The organism is Dactylosporangium sp. NPDC049525, from assembly GCF_040676755.1.
Lineage (GTDB): Bacteria > Actinomycetota > Actinomycetes > Mycobacteriales > Micromonosporaceae > Dactylosporangium.
Genome location: NZ_JBFAPO010000051.1, coordinates 46847 through 63597 on the forward strand (window position 1 = coordinate 46847; position 16751 = coordinate 63597).

At 72.4% G+C, this 16751-nt stretch carries 14 protein-coding genes; all 14 read right to left on the reverse strand.

The window, feature by feature from the left end; all coding sequences use genetic code 11:
• Window positions 1–19: 19 nt before the first annotated feature.
• A complete protein-coding gene (argJ, locus tag AB0K00_RS44155; protein WP_363534475.1) occupies window positions 20–1195 on the reverse strand; it encodes a bifunctional glutamate N-acetyltransferase/amino-acid acetyltransferase ArgJ in 1176 nt (391 codons plus the stop codon).
• Complete coding sequence (gene argC / locus AB0K00_RS44160) at window positions 1192–2196, reverse strand: N-acetyl-gamma-glutamyl-phosphate reductase (RefSeq protein ID WP_363534478.1); 1005 nt, start codon at window positions 2194–2196, stop codon at window positions 1192–1194. The genes argJ and argC overlap by 4 nt, the downstream gene beginning before the upstream one ends.
• 304 nt (window positions 2197–2500) lie before the next feature.
• On the reverse strand, window positions 2501–5218 hold the full coding sequence (locus tag AB0K00_RS44165; protein ID WP_363534481.1) for an AAA family ATPase: 2718 nt from the start codon (window positions 5216–5218) through the stop codon (window positions 2501–2503).
• Window positions 5219–5320: 102 nt separating this feature from the next.
• Window positions 5321–6571, reverse strand: coding sequence for a hypothetical protein (locus AB0K00_RS44170; RefSeq protein ID WP_363534484.1), 1251 nt, complete (start codon window positions 6569–6571; stop codon window positions 5321–5323).
• A gap of 69 nt (window positions 6572–6640) precedes the next feature.
• A complete protein-coding gene (locus AB0K00_RS44175) occupies window positions 6641–7666 on the reverse strand; it encodes an NAD-dependent epimerase/dehydratase family protein (RefSeq protein WP_363534487.1) in 1026 nt (341 codons plus the stop codon).
• 9 nt (window positions 7667–7675) lie between these two features.
• On the reverse strand, window positions 7676–8479 hold the full coding sequence (locus AB0K00_RS44180; RefSeq protein WP_363534490.1) for a glycosyltransferase family 2 protein: 804 nt from the start codon (window positions 8477–8479) through the stop codon (window positions 7676–7678).
• 85 nt (window positions 8480–8564) lie between these two features.
• Window positions 8565–9776 (reverse strand): nucleotide sugar dehydrogenase, encoded by a 1212-nt coding sequence (locus tag AB0K00_RS44185; RefSeq protein WP_363534493.1) that lies wholly within the window; start codon window positions 9774–9776, stop codon window positions 8565–8567.
• A 301-nt stretch (window positions 9777–10077) separates the two neighbouring features.
• Window positions 10078–12588 carry a phenylalanine--tRNA ligase subunit beta gene (gene pheT, locus AB0K00_RS44190; RefSeq protein WP_363534496.1) on the reverse strand — a complete coding sequence of 837 codons (2511 nt, stop codon included), beginning with the start codon at window positions 12586–12588 and terminating at the stop codon, window positions 10078–10080.
• A 1-nt stretch (window position 12589) separates the two neighbouring features.
• Entirely contained in the window at window positions 12590–13687 is a 1098-nt protein-coding gene (gene pheS / locus AB0K00_RS44195) for a phenylalanine--tRNA ligase subunit alpha (RefSeq protein WP_363534499.1), read from the reverse strand.
• 132 nt (window positions 13688–13819) lie between these two features.
• A complete protein-coding gene (locus AB0K00_RS44200) occupies window positions 13820–14620 on the reverse strand; it encodes an RNA methyltransferase (RefSeq protein WP_363534502.1) in 801 nt (266 codons plus the stop codon).
• Between the two features lies 1 nt (window position 14621).
• Entirely contained in the window at window positions 14622–14984 is a 363-nt protein-coding gene (gene rplT / locus AB0K00_RS44205; protein WP_033356865.1) for a 50S ribosomal protein L20, read from the reverse strand.
• 85 nt (window positions 14985–15069) lie between these two features.
• Entirely contained in the window at window positions 15070–15264 is a 195-nt protein-coding gene (gene rpmI / locus AB0K00_RS44210) for a 50S ribosomal protein L35 (RefSeq protein ID WP_327009555.1), read from the reverse strand.
• Between the two features lie 178 nt (window positions 15265–15442).
• Window positions 15443–16069 carry a translation initiation factor IF-3 gene (gene infC, locus AB0K00_RS44215; RefSeq protein ID WP_363534563.1) on the reverse strand — a complete coding sequence of 209 codons (627 nt, stop codon included), beginning with the start codon at window positions 16067–16069 and terminating at the stop codon, window positions 15443–15445.
• Window positions 16070–16278: 209 nt separating this feature from the next.
• Window positions 16279–16734 carry a PH domain-containing protein gene (locus AB0K00_RS44220; RefSeq protein WP_363534506.1) on the reverse strand — a complete coding sequence of 152 codons (456 nt, stop codon included), beginning with the start codon at window positions 16732–16734 and terminating at the stop codon, window positions 16279–16281.
• Window positions 16735–16751: the final 17 nt, after the last annotated feature.

Genomic DNA, 16751 nt, shown 5'->3' on the forward strand with positions numbered 1-16751 from the left:
TCGCTGTCCCGCGGACCGTTCACGAGCTGTACGCCGAGTTCTCGTGCACGTACCCCATCGACAGGTCGTTGGTCAGCACGGTCGCGGCGGCGTCGCCGGCGTGCAGGTCGACGGTGACGGTGACCGCGCGGGCGCTGAGGTCGACCTTCGTGCGGTCCTCCCCCGCGGCGCCGCCCTTGCAGATCCACACGCCGTTGATGGCGACGTCGACCTCGTCGGCCTCGAACGCGGCCTGGGTCGTGCCGATCGCGGCGAGGACCCGGCCCCAGTTGGGGTCGTTGCCGAAGAACGCGGTCTTCACCAGGTTGTTGCGGGCGATCGACCGGCCGACCTCGACCGCGTCGTCGTCGCTCGCCGCGCCGGTGACCTCGATCGCGATCTCCTTCGTCGCACCCTCGGCGTCGGCGATGAGCTGCTCGGCCAGGTCTTTGCAGACGGCGGTCACGGCCTCGGCCAGCTCGTCGGGGGTCGGCTGGATGCCGGCGGCGCCGCTGGCCATGAGCAGCACCGTGTCGTTGGTCGACATGCAACCGTCGGAGTCGATCCGGTCGAACGTGACCCGGGTCGCGCTCCTGAGCGCGGCGTCGAGCACGTCCGCGTCGGCGACCGCGTCGGTGGTCAGCACGACCAGCATCGTGGCGAGGCCCGGCGCGAGCATGCCGGCGCCCTTCGCCATCCCGCCGACGGTGAACCCTTGTCCACTGTGGACGGCGGTCTTCGGCACGGTGTCGGTGGTCATGATGGCGGACGCGGCGTTCGCCCCGCCGTCCCGGGCGAGCCCGCGGGCGGCCGCGTCGACCCCCGACAGCAGCTTCTTCAACGGCAGCCGCTCACCGATGAGCCCCGTGGAGCACACGGCGACGTCGCCCGCGCCGACCGGGAACCGCGACGCCCGCCCGGACAGCACGGCCGCGGTGTGCTCGGCGGTGGCGTGGGTGTCCTGGAAGCCGGCCGGTCCGGTGCACGCGTTGGCGCCGCCGGAGTTGAGGATGACGGCCCGCACGATGCCGGCGCGCAGCACCTGCTGGCTCCACAGCACCGGCGCGGCCTTGATCCGGTTACCGGTGAACACGGCCGCCGCGGTCCAGTCGGGCCCGTCGTTGACGACCAGCGCCACGTCGAGCGCACCCACGGTGGCTTTGATCCCGGCGGCGACGCCCGATGCCCGGAACCCTTTCGGAGCGGTGACTGTCATGGCGCGATCCCGTCAGCGGTGAGCCCGGCCGTCTCAGGCAGCCCGAGCATCAGGTTGGCATTCTGTACGGCCTGTCCCGCGGCACCCTTGACAAGGTTGTCGATCGCGGAGACGACGATGATCCGGCCGCTGTCGACGTCGACGGTCGCCTGCAGGTGCGCGGCGTTCGCCCCGAACGTCGACGCGGTGTGCGGCCACTGCCCCTCCGGCAGCACCTGCACGAACGGCTCGCCGTCGTACGCCTCGGCCAGGACCTCGCGGGGGTCTGCACCCGTGAGCGGCCGGGCCGTGACGGTGGCGAGGATGCCCCGGGGCATGGGCGCCAGCACCGGCGTCATCGACAGCGTCCTGGCACCCGACGCCTGCTTGATCTCCGGCACGTGCTGGTGCGCGCCCACCTTGTACGGCGACAGCGACCCCATCACCTCCGACCCGAGGAGGTGCACCTTCGCGGAGCGACCGGCGCCGGACGTGCCGGACGCGGCGACCACCACGACGTCCTCGGGGTCGGCGACCCCGGCGGCGATCAGCGGCGCGAGGGCCAGGATCACCGACACCGCATAACATCCGGTGTTGGCGACCCGGCTCGACGCGGTGATGCGCTCCCGCTGGCCGGGCAGCTCGGGCAGGCCATAGGTCCAGGTGCCGGCGTGCGGACCCGGGTAGTATCTGGTCCAGTCGGCCGCGGCGTTGAGCCGGAAGTCGGCGCCGATGTCGACGACCTTCACCGAGTCGGGCAGCTGCGCGGCGAGCGCCGCGGACTCCCCGTGCGGCAGGGCGAGGAACACCAGGTCGGCGTCGGCGAGGACACCCGGCTCGGTGGGCGCCAGCACCACGTCACGCAGCGAGCGCACGTGCGGGTGCACCGCGCCGATCCTCGATCCGGCCTGCGCGAACCCGGTGGCGACGGCCAGGTCGAGATGCGGATGCCCGGCGATCAGCCGGAGCAACTCCCCACCCGCATACCCGGACGCACCGGCGACAGCGACTCGTATTCCCATGCGTTGCACTGTATCTCTATGCATCGCCGTGTTTCAAGCACATTGCGGCGCGTATCACCCACCCCACTGAGTGTCCACCCACCACACCGAGCGACCCACCCGCAGCAGGTCACCTGCCTCACCCGGCTTTTGCACGTACGGAAGGCCAGGCACGACTTCATGGTGCCCGCTGGGGCACGCCAGGGCGCGGGGTACGCGGATACCTGACCGCACATGCAGAACGCCGAGCGGCAGCATCAGCGAGAAGCTGGCGGAAAAGTTCGGCGTCGAGCCCGACGTCAGGTGGTGCCCCACGTCGGGAGCGCTACTCGGGGTCGAGGACCCTGGCGAGCTGGGCGCGGTTGCGGACGTTGAGCCGGCGGTAGAGCCGGGTCAGGTTCGCCTCGACCGCCTTGATCGACAGGAACAGCGCGCGGGCGATCTCCCGGTTGGTGGCCCCGGCGCGGACCAGCTCCACGATCCGCCGCTCCGTCTCCGACAGCCCCGCCCCGCGACCGCCGTCGAGCCGGGCCAGGTCCGCCGCGGCGACCTCGCGCCACGGGTGGGCCTCGGCGGCCGCGAACCGGCGCACCGCCTCCGACAGCGCCGCCCGGGCCGCGCCGCGGCGGTGGGCGCGGCGCTCCAGGCCGCCGAGCGTGTAGTAGGCCCGCGCGACCTCGAGCGGATACGGGTGGTCCTGCCACTCCTCGATCGCCCGGTGCAGCGCCTCGGCGCCCTCGCGGGCCTCGCCGGTGGCGGCCGTGAGGACCGCCCGGGCCCGGGCCAGGCCGAGGAACACGATGGTGCGGTCCAGGTGCCGGGCGTGCTTGTGGACCTCGTCGAGGACCTCGGCGGCCTCGGCGCGGGCGCCGGCACCGACGAGCGCCTCGATGAAGTCGGCGTGCCACGGCAGGATGCCCGGGTCGAGCCGGCCGAGCCGCTGGTCGAGGGCGTACGCCTCGCGCATCGCCTCGGCCGCCGCCACCGGGTCGCCGCGCAGCACGTGCACGAGGCCCGAGGAGGCGTAGGCGAGCTTGATCCAGTCCTCGTCGCCGGCGGCGAGGCAGGCGGCGAGGCCGCGCTCCGCGTAGCCGGCGGCGGCGGTCGCGGTGCCGCCGCCGCTCTCGGCGAGCGCGGCGACGAGGTAGCCGGGGCCCGGGGTGGTCTCGACGTCGACGTAGAGCCGCACGCATTCGCGGCCCGCGGCGACCGCGTCGGCGCAGCGGCCGGCCCGCCAGTAGATGCCGGCCACGGACACCAGCACCGAGGCGAGGTCGCGGACCGTGCCGGCCCGTTCGACGGCGATGCGCAGCGCCTCGATGCGGCGGACCGCCTCGGCGGTCTCGCCCTTGAACAGCCGGCTCATCGCGGCGACCTGCCGGGCCGCGACGGTGGCCGGGGTCAGCGACAGCCCGCGGGCGAGCTTCCCGGCCCGCTCCAGGTACTCGTCGCCCTGGGTGCCGAGCAGGATGTTGCCCTTCCAGCTGAGCACCTCGACGAGCCGCTCCATGTCACCGCACAGCTCGGCGGCCTCCTCGGCGCGCTTGAGCTCGGCCAGGGCACCCTCGCCGTCGCCGTCGTAGTAGGCCTTGACCCCCTTGTACAGCCGGACGTGGGCGAGCAGGTCGGGGGTGTCGACGGCCTCGACGAACGCGGCGTCCAGCAGCGGCCCGGAGTTGGAGTGGTCCTCGCCGGACATCTCCACCAGCAGCAGCCGCGCGCCGATGCGGGTGCGCCGGTCCGCGGCGTCGCGCAGCGCCGAGGTCGCGTGCCGGCGGGCGTCGGCGGGCGAGCCCGCGGCGTACGCATACTGCGCGGCGCTCAGCCGGCGGACCGCGCCGACGCCGGGCGTGTCACGCGGGGTCCGTTCCGCGGCGAGCGCGGCGAGGTCGGCGGCCATCGCCGGGGCGCCGCGCAGCCGGGCCGCGGACGCCGCGTCGGCGAGGCACTCGGCGAGCGCCTCGTCGGGTTCGGGGCGGGCGGCGGCGAGGTGCCTGGCCCGGTCGACCGGGTCGGAGACGGTGTCGGCGAGCCGCTCGTGGGCCTCGCGACGGGCGGCGGCGGTCGCGTCGGCGTACACCATCTCGCGCAGCAGCGGGTGGCTGAAGCGGATCGCGCCGTCGGTGTCGACGTCCAGCACCGACGAGGCGAGCGCCGCGTCGAGGTGGTGCTCGGCGAGGCCGCACCGCTCCAGCAGCGCCAGGCTGGGCCGGGCGGCGGCGGCCACGACCAGCAGCACCGGCCAGTCAGGTGCAGGCAGCGCGGCAAGGCGCGCGGCCAGCAGCGAACGGAGCCGGTCCGGCACGGGCAGCGGGTCGGTGGTCGGGAACGGCGTGGCGCCCAGCGCCCGGCCGAGCTCGACGGCGTAGAGCGGGTTGCCGGCGCTGGCCTCGTAGATGCGGTGCAGGTGCGCCCGGCCGGCCTCAGCGCCGAAGCGGGCCCGCAGCAGGTCCGCCACGTCGCTCTCCGGCAGCGGCGGCACGGGCAGGGTCGTGCCCGGCGGCGGGCACAGGTCGAGGCGCGTCGCCGGGTCGCCGTCGGGGACGCGTTCGGCGGCGAGGATGCGCACCGGGGCCTCGCCGAGCCGGCGGGCGACGAACCGCAGCACCTCGGCGCTCGGCTCGTCGATCCACTGCACGTCGTCGAGGACGACGAGGACGGCGCGCTCCGCGGCGAGGGCGCGCAGCAACTCCAGGACGGCGAGGCGCACCGCGAGCTGGTCGTGCGGGGTCGCCGGCAGGGCGCTGCGCAGCAGGGCACCGTCCAGGGCGGCGCGCAGGTGCGGCGGCAGGTGCTCGGCGACGTCGGGGGCACCGTCGAAGAGGTCGACGAGCGCGAGATAGGGCAGGTCGGCCTCGGCCTCGGCGGCCGCGGCGCGCAGCACCAGCGCGTCGGTCTCGGCGCCGGCGATCGCGTCGAGGATGGTGGACTTGCCGATCCCGGCCGGGCCGTAGAGCAGCACGCCACCGCCGCCCGTGAGCCGCTCGCGGGCCTGAGCCAGCAGATCAGCGCGGCCGAACGGCGCGGCCGGCCAGGTGCTCACCACCACTGTTCCACCACGACGCCGAGTCTCTCCCGAACGCCACCGCGCCGCAACGCCTGCCCAACGCCCGAGGACCTTCCGGCGACGCGATGTTGAACACCGTCAGCGGAGCCGGTCGCAGGGCAGGACCGCCTCCCAACCCAGGACCGGCCACTGTGCGATATGGACCGTCACCCTCCGCAAACGTGGCTCCGCTTGGCATTGCGCACGTGCCGCCGAGACGGTCCTGTCCCAGCGCGGCAGGCCGTCGGTGAAGCCACCCGGCCGCAGGTTCGCCGCGCACACCACGGCCACGAGTGTCGCCAACGCGACAAACGGGACGGCTCCGAAACGGCCTCCCAAAGCGTCGGCGGAGGCATCGACGGCGTCGCCGGTACCCCCACCGCCACCCGGAAGCGCAAGCGCTACGGCTGCCGCGATGTTGGGCAGGGTGATCAGCACCAGGTACCGCCCCTCGGGCGCGCCGTGCACCGCGAGCTGGAAGACGCCGGCGAGGAGGCCGAACCCGGCGAGGAGCGCCGCGAGCCGCCACTGCGGCCGGGTCCAGCGCAGCAGCGCGGCGGCGACGAGCGCGGCGGGGATGGCCAGGCCGAGCAGCACCAGGGCCCGGTGGCCCACGGGGTCGGTGACCGGCGGGGCGAGCCACGCGTCGCCGAGGAACGAGCGCGGCACCCCCCAGCGCAGGTACGTGCCGGCCACCGACACCGGGTCGAGGTCGGGCCGCTCCCCCACGTCGCGCCGCGAGCCGCCGGCGAGCAGCGGCGCCAGCTGCAGCACCGCACCGGGCAGCAGCGCGACAACCCGCCACACCGCGTCCCGGTCGCGGCGCCGGGCGAGGCGCAGCAGCGCGACGGGCACGAGCAGCAGCCCGAGGATCGAGTTGAGCACGGCCAGGGCGGGCAGCGCGACGGCGACGACCCGCAACCCGCGGTGCCGCGGCGTCCACAGCAGCATCCACAGTCCCGCGTACACGAGGGGGAACTGCACCTGGGCGAGGGCGTTCGGCACGTACCCCATCGGCACGGCCGCGCTCCCGCCGATGACGCAGGCCGCTGCGGTGCCGAGCCGGTCCCGGGCCGCGGCGCCGACGGCGAGTGCGAGCAGCGCGGTGAGCAGGGCGGCGGTCCCCGCGTTCAGCGCCGCCGCCCACGAGACGGGGAACAGGGCGATCACCGCGAAGCAGGCGCGGGCCACGGTGTGGAAGTACCCGTTGAACGGCGTGGCGAGGGGCTCGTACCAGGGCAGGGTGAGCGCGTCGGTGAGGAACTCCTGCCCGTCCTCGGCCCAGACGCTGTTGAGCCCGCCCCTGAAGAGGCCGACGGCGACGAACACCGGGAAGGTCCAGCGCAGCACGGTCACACCGGGTCAAACGAACGGGCGCCCCGCACCGAAGTGCGAGGCGCCCGTTGCAGGCGGTGGGCCTTACAGCTTGCCGTCCTTGACGGCCTGGGTCACCCACGGGATGACCTCGTCGAGCATCTCGTCGAGCGAGGTGTTCGCCTCGTAGCCGAGGACCTGCTTGGCCTTCGACACGTCCGGGACGCGCTTCTGCACGTCGTACTCGTACGGGTCGTCGGACACGACGCTGAACGGCACGTCGGCGCCCTTGATCTTCTTCCAGATCACCTCGGCCAGTTCGAGGACCGTGGTCGACTCGGCCGTGGAGATGTTGAAGTCCTGGTTGACCGCGTCCTCGTGCTCCATCGCGGCGATGATGCCCTTGGCCAGGTCACCGCCGTAGGTGTAGTGGCGGACCTGGTCGCCGGCGCCGAGGATGTGCAGCGGGTCCTGACCCTTGACGATCTTCTGCACCAGGTCGGGCACGACGTGCGACATCGCGAGCTTCACGTTGCCGGACAGCACCTCGACCTCGCCGAGCGCGCGGCCCTCGCCGACGCCGACGCAGTTGAACGGGCGCACGATCGTGTAGGGCAGCTTGTACTGGTCCCAGGCGGCCTTCGCGTAGTACTCGACGGCCAGCTTCTGGAAGCCGTACGACGACAGCGGCGGCGGCACGAGCCGCTCGTCGCCCTCCTTCGACGGCCAGTGCGTCGTCGACTCGAAGACCATCGACGACGACAGGTAGGTCATCTTCTTGAGGGTGCCGTCGCGGTGCGCCTTGATCGCCGCGTCGCACGAGGAGGCCATGATCCGCTCGTTGGTGGCGAGCAGGTCGTAGGCGTAGGCGTGGAAGTAGGAGATGCCACCGATCATCGCCGCGCCGGCGATGAAGTGGTCACAGCCGTCGAGCAGCTCGGTGACCAGGTCGACGTCACGCGCGTCGCCCTCGACGAACCGGTAGTCGGGGTGCGAGTCGTAGCTACGGGTGACCGGACCGTACTTCGAGTAGTTGTCCAGGCCGACCACCTGGTAGCCGCGGGACAGCAGCTCCTCGACGACGTATCCACCGATGAAGCCGGCCGAGCCGGTGACCAGGACCTTTGCCACTAACACTCCTTAGTTCTGAACAGCGTTGCTGGAAAAGTTGGCGCGTGCGGCCTGCGCGTCGTCCCGCGCCGCCGACGAAGCGGGCCGCTTCGCGACCTGCTCCATGGTGAGGCGGCGACCGAACGCGAACCGCCACCACTTCAGGTAGCTGGGCAGGAACCGGCCGACGTCGAACCGGGACTCGCCGAGCTGCCGGTCGAGCCAGATCGTCGGGATCTCCGCGACGGGCAGCCGCAGCCGCGCCGCCTTCGCGGTCAGCTCGATGCCGATCTCAAACCCGGTCTTGCTCTCGATGCCGACCTGCCGGACGAACGTCGTCGAATACGCCTTGAAACTGTTGGTCGCGTCGCGGGTGCCGACCCGGGCGAACATGTGCAGGGTCCGCCCCGCGCCGCGGGACAGCGCCCGCTTGAACCGGGGACCGCCGACCTGCTGGCCGCCGGGCATGTACCGCGACGCCGCCGCCACGACCACGCCACGCTCGACGAGCCGGGCGAGGTCCTCGATCTGGCGCGGGTCGTCGGAGCCGTCGGCCATGGTGACCACGGCGACCGGGGCCTGCGCCACGTCGATGCCGAAGCGGATCGCGTTGGCCGGGCCGCGACCGTAGGTGTTGAGCACGGTGCGGACCCGCGGGTCGCGGGCCGCGACGGTGTGCGCGAAGGGCACCGTGGTGTCCTCCGGCATGTCGTGTACGACGAGCACCTCGGCCGGCATCAGCACGGCCCGCAGGATCCGCTCGAGGCAGGGCACGATCGCCTCGCCCTCGTTGTACACGGGAATGACCACAGAAACCTGCGGCAAGAGGGTCACTTCGTCGCCTCCGCTGCGCTCCGTCGCCGGCGTGACCTGAGCCTGCTATTCCGATGACCGGTCTCTCCGCTGCGCTCCGGACCGGTCATACACGAACCCCCTTGTTGGTGACGCCCCACATGTCCGCGACCGGGATGTCGGTCTGCAGGTCACGGTACTCGGGGTGAGGTGCGGCCACGATCAGCAGGTCGGCCTTCTGCAGCACCTCGTCGAGGGGGACGAACCGGTCGTCCTTGACGTACGGGTCGGTGCAGAGCGTCTCCTTGGCCTTCAGCATGACGACCTTGCGCAGCTTGTAGGCCAGGGACTCGCGGATGTCGTCGCTGCCGCCCTTGAACGCCATGCCCAGGATGCCGACCGTCATCTCCGACAGGTCGAAGCGTTCCTGCAGCTTCGACACCACGTAGAGCGGCAGGCCCTCGTTGATCAGCATGGCGCTGTGGCCGAGGACGAACGTGTTGTTGGTGAACGCCGCCAGCTGCATCGTGTCCTTGAGCAGGCACGGGCCCGCCGCGAACCCGGCGCCCGGCATGTCGGACGCGCGCGGGTACTGGAAGCGGATGGCGTGCCGGATCCGCTCGAAGTCCAGGCCGAAGTCGTTGGACATCATCCAGAACTGGTTGGCGGCGGCGAACTTGATGTACCGCCAGGTGTTGGTAAACAGCTTCGCGAGCTCGGCCTCTTCGGGCTCCAGGCGCACGATCTGGTTGGCGAGGTTGCGGAACAGCTTCTCCGCCCGCTCCGCCGCCTCCGGGTTGCGGGCGGCGACGATCTGCGGCAGCTCGAACAGCTCCGTCATCGCCTTGCCCTCGGCGATGCGCTCCGGGCAGAACGCGACGTCGGCCTTGACGCCGAGCCGCTTGATCAGCTTCTCGGTGAGGGCGGTGACGCCGGGGTGGACGGTGCTGCGCAGCACGATGAGCTGCCCGTCACGGAGGAACTCCGCGCAGCGCTCGATCGCCGCGGGGACCGCGCCGATGTTCGGGTTGAGGTGTTCGTCGACGGGCGTGCCGACGATCACGACGAGGTGTTCGGCCGACGCGACGCTTGCCGGGTCGGTGCTCGCGGTGAGCCTGCCGTCCTTGACGGCGCTGGCGAGCGGCTCGGCCGCGCCCTCCTCGTCGAACGGCAGCCTGCCTTCGTTCACCACAGCGACCGCGGCCGCGTTGATGTCGTACAGGGTGACCTGCAGACCCCGGGAGGCCATGGCGATGCCGAGCGGCAATCCGACCCGGCCGCAACCCCCGATGATCACGACGTCGGTCGTGAAGCCTGCCGATGCACTATCGTCTGACACGCGCTGCCCCTCCAGGAGAGCCGAGATCGAAGCCGGCGCTTGGCGCGGGCCGAACCCTCGGGATGACCTCACGCCACGTGACAGGACGGAGGACGGCTCGGCGCCGTGACGGTACCACTTCGGTGGGTCTGGTTCTTGACCCGCTTAGGGTGAAGCGTCCCTGCCCACACAGTACGGGCCTGGGAAAATGGCGCTCGGTCCGATATCTGACGGTGCCCGCGACACCCGGCACCAGGGGCGTGACTGTCCGTTCGGGCGGCCGCATCTGTCCGATGCGGCCGCCCTCGTTCGGCTGTGCGGATTACGCCCCGCGCAGGGTCGCGCCGAACCGGCCGGCGGCGACGGCGACCGCCGCGTCACGGGCGGCGAGGGCCTCCTCGCCGGTGAGCGTGCGGTCCGCGGCGCGGAACGTCAGCTTGTAGGCCAGGGACTTGCGGCCCTCGCCGAGCTGCGCGCCTTCGTACACGTCGAAGAGCCGCACCGACTCCAGCAGTGCACCGGCGCCCTCGGTGAGCGCGGACTCGACGTCGCCGGCCGGGGTGGCGGCGTCCACGACGATCGCCACGTCCAGCAGCGCCGTCGGGAAGCCCGACAGCCGCGGCGCGGTCGAGACGTCCGGGATCGGCAGCGCGTCGAGGTCGAACTCCATCGCCACGGTGCGCCGCGGCAGGTCGAGGTCGGCGCAGACCGCCGGGTGCAGCTCGCCGGCGTGCCCGACGACGGTGTCGCCGACGAGCAGCGCCGCGCAGCGGCCCGGGTGCCACGGCGCGACCGCGTCGGGGCCGGTCGCGGCGCGGACGGTGAGCGTCACCCCGGCCGCCTCGGCGGCGACCCGGGCGGCGTCGACCGCGTCGGCCCAGTCGGCCGGGCGGCCCGCGCCCCACCAGCCGGCCGGGTCGGCGTCGCCGGCGATGACGGCGGCGACGTGCCACGGCTGGTGCGGCAGCAGCGCCTCCGCGGCCCGCAGCTCCTCGGCCGGCGGCGGGCCGTCGACGCCGGCGGTCGGCGCGACCTGGACCGGCCCGCCGGGCAGGAAGACGGTGCCGAGCTCGAACAGCGCCAGGTCCCGCAGGCCGCGGCCGAGGTTGCGGCGCAGCGCGCCGAGCAGCGGCGGCAGCAGCGTGGTGCGCATCCCCGGTTCCTCGTCCGACAGCGGGTTACGCAGCAGCACCATGTCCCGGCGCGGGTCACCGGCCGGGATGCGCAGCGCGTCGAGGGTGCCGGCGCCGACGAACGGGTAGCACAGCGTCTCGGTGAACCCGGCGTCGGCGAGGGCCCGCCCGACGGTCCGCCGGCGGCGCTGGGTGACGGACAGTCCGGCGCCGGGCGGCGCGATCGGCAGGACGCTGGGGATCCGGTCGTAGCCGTCCAGTCGCAGCACCTCCTCGACCAGGTCGGCCGGGTCGGTGAGGTCGGGCCGCCAGCTCGGCGGCGTCACCACGGCCCGGCCGGAGTCGACCTCGACGGAGGCGCCGATCATCGTCAGCACCTCGACGACCCGTTCGGTGCTGTAGTCGATCCCGGCGAGCTCCGACGGGCGCGTGACGGCCATCGTGATGGGCGCCGGCGGCACGACGGAGTAGACGTCGGTGACCCGCGGGTCGACGGTGCCGCCGCCGTGCTCGGCGAGCAGCGCCGCGGCCCGCGCGGCGGCGGCCGCGGTGATCTGCGGGTCGACGCCGCGTTCGTAGCGCTTGCCGGCCTCGCTGGGCAGCTTGTGCCGGCGGATGGTGCGGGCCACCGACAGCGGGTCCCAGTGCGCGGCCTCGAGGAGCACGTCGACGGTGCTCGCCGACACCTCGGTGGTGGTGCCGCCCATGACGGCGGCGAGGGACACGACGCCGGTGTCGTCGGCGATGACGATGTCCTGCGGGTCGAGGGCCCGCTTGACGCCGTCGAGCGTCGTCAGCGTCTCCCCCTTTGTGGCGCGCCGCACGACGAGGGGGCCGGTGAGCCGCTCCAGGTCCCAGGCGTGCATCGGCTGGCCGGTCTCGATCATCAGGTAGTTGGTGATGTCGACCGGCAGCGAGATCGAGCGGATCCCGGCGACGGCGAGGCGGGCCTTCATCCACTGCGGGGTCGGCGCGGCCGGGTCGACGCCGCGGACCGCGACGGCAGTGAACCGGTCGCAGGCGACGCTGTCGCGCACGTCGATGCGGTACGCGTCGGTGCCCCCGTTGCCGCTGTCCGAGATCGGCACGACCGCCGCGACCGGGTCGCGGTACGCGCCGCCGAGGGAGTGCGACAGCTCCCGGGCGATGCCGCGCACGGAGAAGCAGTAGCCCCGGTCCGGGGTCACGTTGATTTCGACCACGATGTCGTCGAGCCCGACGATCGGCCGCGCCTCGGCGCCCGGCGCAGCTGCATCGCTTCCATCGGGCCCAGGCGGCAGGACGATGATGCCGTCGTGCTCGTCGGAGACGCCGAGCTCCCGCGCGGAGCAGATCATGCCGTTGGAGATGTGCCCGTAGGTCTTGCGGGCGGCGATCGCGAACCCGCCCGGCAGGACCGCGCCGGGCAGCGCGACCACGACGAGGTCGCCCTCGGCGAAGTTGCGGGCGCCGCAGATGATCCCCTGCGGCTGGTCGCCGCCGACGTCGACGAGGCAGTACCGGATGGGCTTCTTCAGCCCCTGCAGCTCCTCGATCGACTCGACCCGGCCGACGACGAGGGGACCCTCGACGCTGGCCCCGGCGTCGGTCATCTCCTCGACCTCGAGGCCGACCTTGACGAGTGCCTTCTCCAGGCCGTCGGCGGTCAGGTCGTCCGGCAGGTCGACGTGCTCACGCAGCCATGACAGTGGTACGCGCATCTCAGGCCTCCCATCCGAACGCCCGCGCGTAGCGCACGTCGCCCTCAACCATGTCCCGCATGTCGGCGGCCGCGTTGCGGAACATCAGGGCCCGCTCGATGCCCATGCCGAACGCGAACCCGGAGTACTCGTCGGGGTCGATGCCGCAGGCGCGCAGCACCCGTGGGTTGACCATGCCGCAGCCGCCCCACTCGACCCAGCGGGCGCCGTCGCGGTGGTGCGGGAACCACATGTCGATCTCGGCGCCCGGCTCGACGAACGGGAAGTACGACGGCCGCAGCCGGGTCTCCGTGCCGGGGCCGAACAGGCCCTTGACGAAGTGGTCGAGGGTGCCCTTGAGGTGCGCCATCGTGATGCCCTTGTCGATCACGAGACCCTCGACCTGGTGGAACACCGGGGTGTGGGTCGCGTCGAGTTCGTCGGTGCGGTACACCCGGCCGGGGCACACGATGTAGATCGGCGGCTTGCGCGTGAGCATCGTGCGGGCCTGCACCGGTGAGGTGTGGGTGCGCAGCACGATCCGCGAGTCGTTGTCCCGGTCCGGGCCGCCGTCGGCGCCGGTGGCGGCGACGAAGAACGTGTCCATCATGGAGCGTGCCGGGTGGTCCGGGTGCATGTTGAGGGCGTCGAAGTTGTACCACTCCCACTCGGCCTCGGGGCCTTCGGCGATCTCGTAGCCCATGCCGACGAACAGGTCACCGACCCGCTCCATGATCGTGGTCAGCGGGTGCTGGGCGCCGCGCGGCCGGCGGCTGGTCGGGAGGGTCACGTCGACCGTCTCCTCGACCAGCACCCGCTCCTCGCGTTCCGCGGTCAGCGCGGCGAGCCGGGCGTCGAACGCCGCCTGCACCGCGACCCGGGCCTCGTTGACGCGCTTGCCGGCGTCGGCCTTCGCAGCCGGGGGCAGCGAGCCGATCTCGCGCCGGGCGAGGGAGATGGGGGCGCGGTCGCCGAGGTGCTGCGACTTGAGCGCCGCGAGGGCGTCGAGGTCGCTCGCGCCGGCGAACGCCTTGTCAGCGGTGGCGACGGCGTCGTCCAGGGCGTCCTGGGCGAGCAGCATGGCCTGCTTCGGGTCGTACGGATCATTGCGGTAGGTCATCGGACTCTTCCCACGCGAGATTTGGCCTCGGACAGTGTAGAGAAGGGCGCCCGCCGGCCGTGGGAAGGTGTCAGGAGGTGCGACGTCCTGTCCGCCCACCGTCACCGGCGGGCCGCATAAACAGGTCCGTGCTCACATCGACTCCTTCAACGCTTTCGCCGAAGCGTACAGGCAGACCGCGGCGGCCGCAGCCAGGTTCAGGCTCTCCGCGCCGCCCAGGATCGGCACGCGCACGCGGGCGTCGGCGGCGGTTTTCAGCGCGTCGGACAGGCCGTGGGCCTCGGATCCGAACAGCCACGCGGTCGGCCTGCCCAGGTCGGACATTTCGAATAAGTCCGATTCACCGTACCCATCCGCGGCGAGTACCTGGAGCCCGGCCTCCCGCAGCGCGGCGACCGTGGCCTCGCTGGAGCGGGCACGGACCACGTCGACGTGGAACAGGCTGCCGGCCGAGGAGCGCACGGCCTTGCCGTTGTACGGGTCGACGCTGTCGCCGGCGAACACCACGGCGGTCGCGCCGGCGGCGTCGGCGGTGCGCAGGACCGTGCCGGCGTTGCCGGGGTCGCGGATGTCGGCGCAGACGGCGATCAGCCGTGGCGCCTTGCGCAGCGCGTCGGCGAGGGGGACGTCCCGCTGGACGCAGACGGCCACCAGGCCCTGCGGCTGGACGGTCTCGGTGAGCGCGGCGAGGGCGTCGTCGTCGACCTCGCTGACCCGCGCCGCGGACCGCAGCAGGTCGGCGTGGCGGGTGAGGGCGTCGGCGGTGCAGAACACCTCGACGACCGCGCCGGCGGCCAGGGCCTCGCGGACGGCCTGGGGGCCCTCGGCGAGGAAGCGGCCGGTCTCGTCGCGGTCGCGGCGGCGCTGCAGGCGCCGGGCAGCAACAACCCGGGGGGTCCGCGTGGTGAAGACCGCCCCGGGTTGCCGGATCACGTCAGGCTGCGGCAACGGCCGTCTTCGCCACCTGGACCAGGCCGCTGAACGCCTTCGCGTCGCTGACCGCCAGCTCGGCGAGGATCTTGCGGTCGACCTCGACACCGGCCAGGCGCAGGCCCTGGATCAGCCGGTTGTAGGTGAGGCCGTTCGCGCGGGCGGCGGCGTTGATACGGGTGATCCACAGCTGGCGGAAGTCACCCTTGCGGTCGCGCCGGTCCCGGTAGGCGTACTGCATCGAGTGCAGCACCTGCTCCTTGGCCTTGCGGTACAGCCGCGAGCGCTGCCCGCGGTAGCCGCTGGCGGTCTCCAGGACGGTGCGGCGCTTCTTCTGGGCATTCACTGCCCGCTTCACGCGTGCCACGGTTCGTTACTCCTCATGCGAGACCGGCCCGAGACGTGAGGGCCGGTCGGAAAAGTCCAGGAAAGGGGGGCGTTGAGGCCGCGTGTTACAGGCCGAGCATCTTCTTGACGCGCCGGGTCTCGGTCTTGGCGAGCTCGACGGTGCCGCTGAGCCGGCGGGTCCGCTTGCTGGGCTTGACCTCGAGCAGGTGGCGCTTGCCGGCCGGCTCGGCGAGGATCTTGCCGCGACCGGTGATCTTGACGCGCTTCTTCATCCCCGAGTGCGGTTTGAACTTCGGCATGGCTGATGTTGCCCTTCCATGTGCGGCACGCCAGAGCCGGCACCCTCCCCGACGGATCGGTTGGAGGGTGCCGTGGCGCACCGGCGCACAGGCCGGAACGCCGCTGTGCGGGTCCCGCCCGCACGACGCGGTCGTTGTGGTTGGTGCCGTTGAGCTGATCGTGGTGCTGGGTGGTGCGTTATCCCTGGTCGGCGGTGACGACCTCGGGCAGGATGGTTGTTTCGCCCTCCGGCGAGACGCTGTCCTCGGCTCCCTCGGTGCGGCCCTCGCGGGACGCGGTCGCCGCGGCCTTCACGTTGCGGTGCGGCGCGAGAACCATGATCATGTTGCGGCCATCCTGCTTCGCGGAGGCCTCGACGAAGCCCAGCTCCGAGATCTCCTCCGAGAGCTTGCGCAGCAGCCTGAACCCCAGCTCCGGGCGGCTCTGCTCGCGGCCTCGGAACATGATCGTTACCTTGACCTTGTCGCCCGCCTTCAGGAACCGCATGACGTGACCCTTTTTGGTCTCGTAGTCGTGCGGATCGATCTTCGGGCGGAGCTTCATCTCCTTGATGACGGTCTGCTGCTGGTTACGCCTGGCTTCCCGTGCCTTGAGCGCGCTCTCGTACTTGAACTTGCCGAAGTCCATGAGCTTGCAGACGGGCGGGCGCGCCATGGGCGCAACTTCGACCAGGTCCAGGTCCACGTCGGCGGCCAGCTGGAGTGCGCGCTCAAGCGGGACGATGCCCACCTGCTCACCCTCCGGGCCGACCAGCCGGACCTCACGTGCCCGGATCTGCTCGTTGACGCGTGGCTCGACGCTGATGTGGCCTCCTCGATCGGTGCTGTCTGATGTGCCGACCGAAGCGGAAAAGCCCCCGATGCGCAGCGCGCATGCGAGGGCCCACTTGACCACACCGTCCCTGGCGAGGGGCCGTGCGGTCAGACCGGACCCGGCTGCCTTGAAGCTGCACGGGTGGGAGTGCTGAACTCCGCTTCGAACACGCCACGGATGCGACGTGCGGTCGACTCCGGCTACTCTACCACGCTGCTCGGCAGCGACGCGGTGTGCAGGGCCCGCAGCCGGCGGGCCGCCTTGACGGCGTAGTCCTTGTCGGCCATCTGCACCGCCATCACCGCGACCCGCTCGTCGTCGTGCAGGTCCAGGGTGAGCCACGGGGCGCCGCGGCCGAACGTGACGGCCCGCACCACGTCCCACGGCAGGTCGTAGGAGCCGATGATGTTGCGGACCCGGACCCCGGTCTCGTCGGCCTCGACCCGGGGCCGGGTCATCAGCAGGATGCCGAGCGCGGCGCAGATGCCCAGCCCGATCATCGCGGCCTGGTCGCCGCGCTGGAAGTAGCCGGGACCGTCGCCGGTCTTGCCGTGCAACCCCAGCGCGATCAAGGTGAAGACCACCACGACGACGGCGGCGAGGACGTAGGCGATGACCCTGGCGCGCCGCGGGCGGGCGAGAACGGTGCTGCTCACGCAGCCAGTCTCCCACC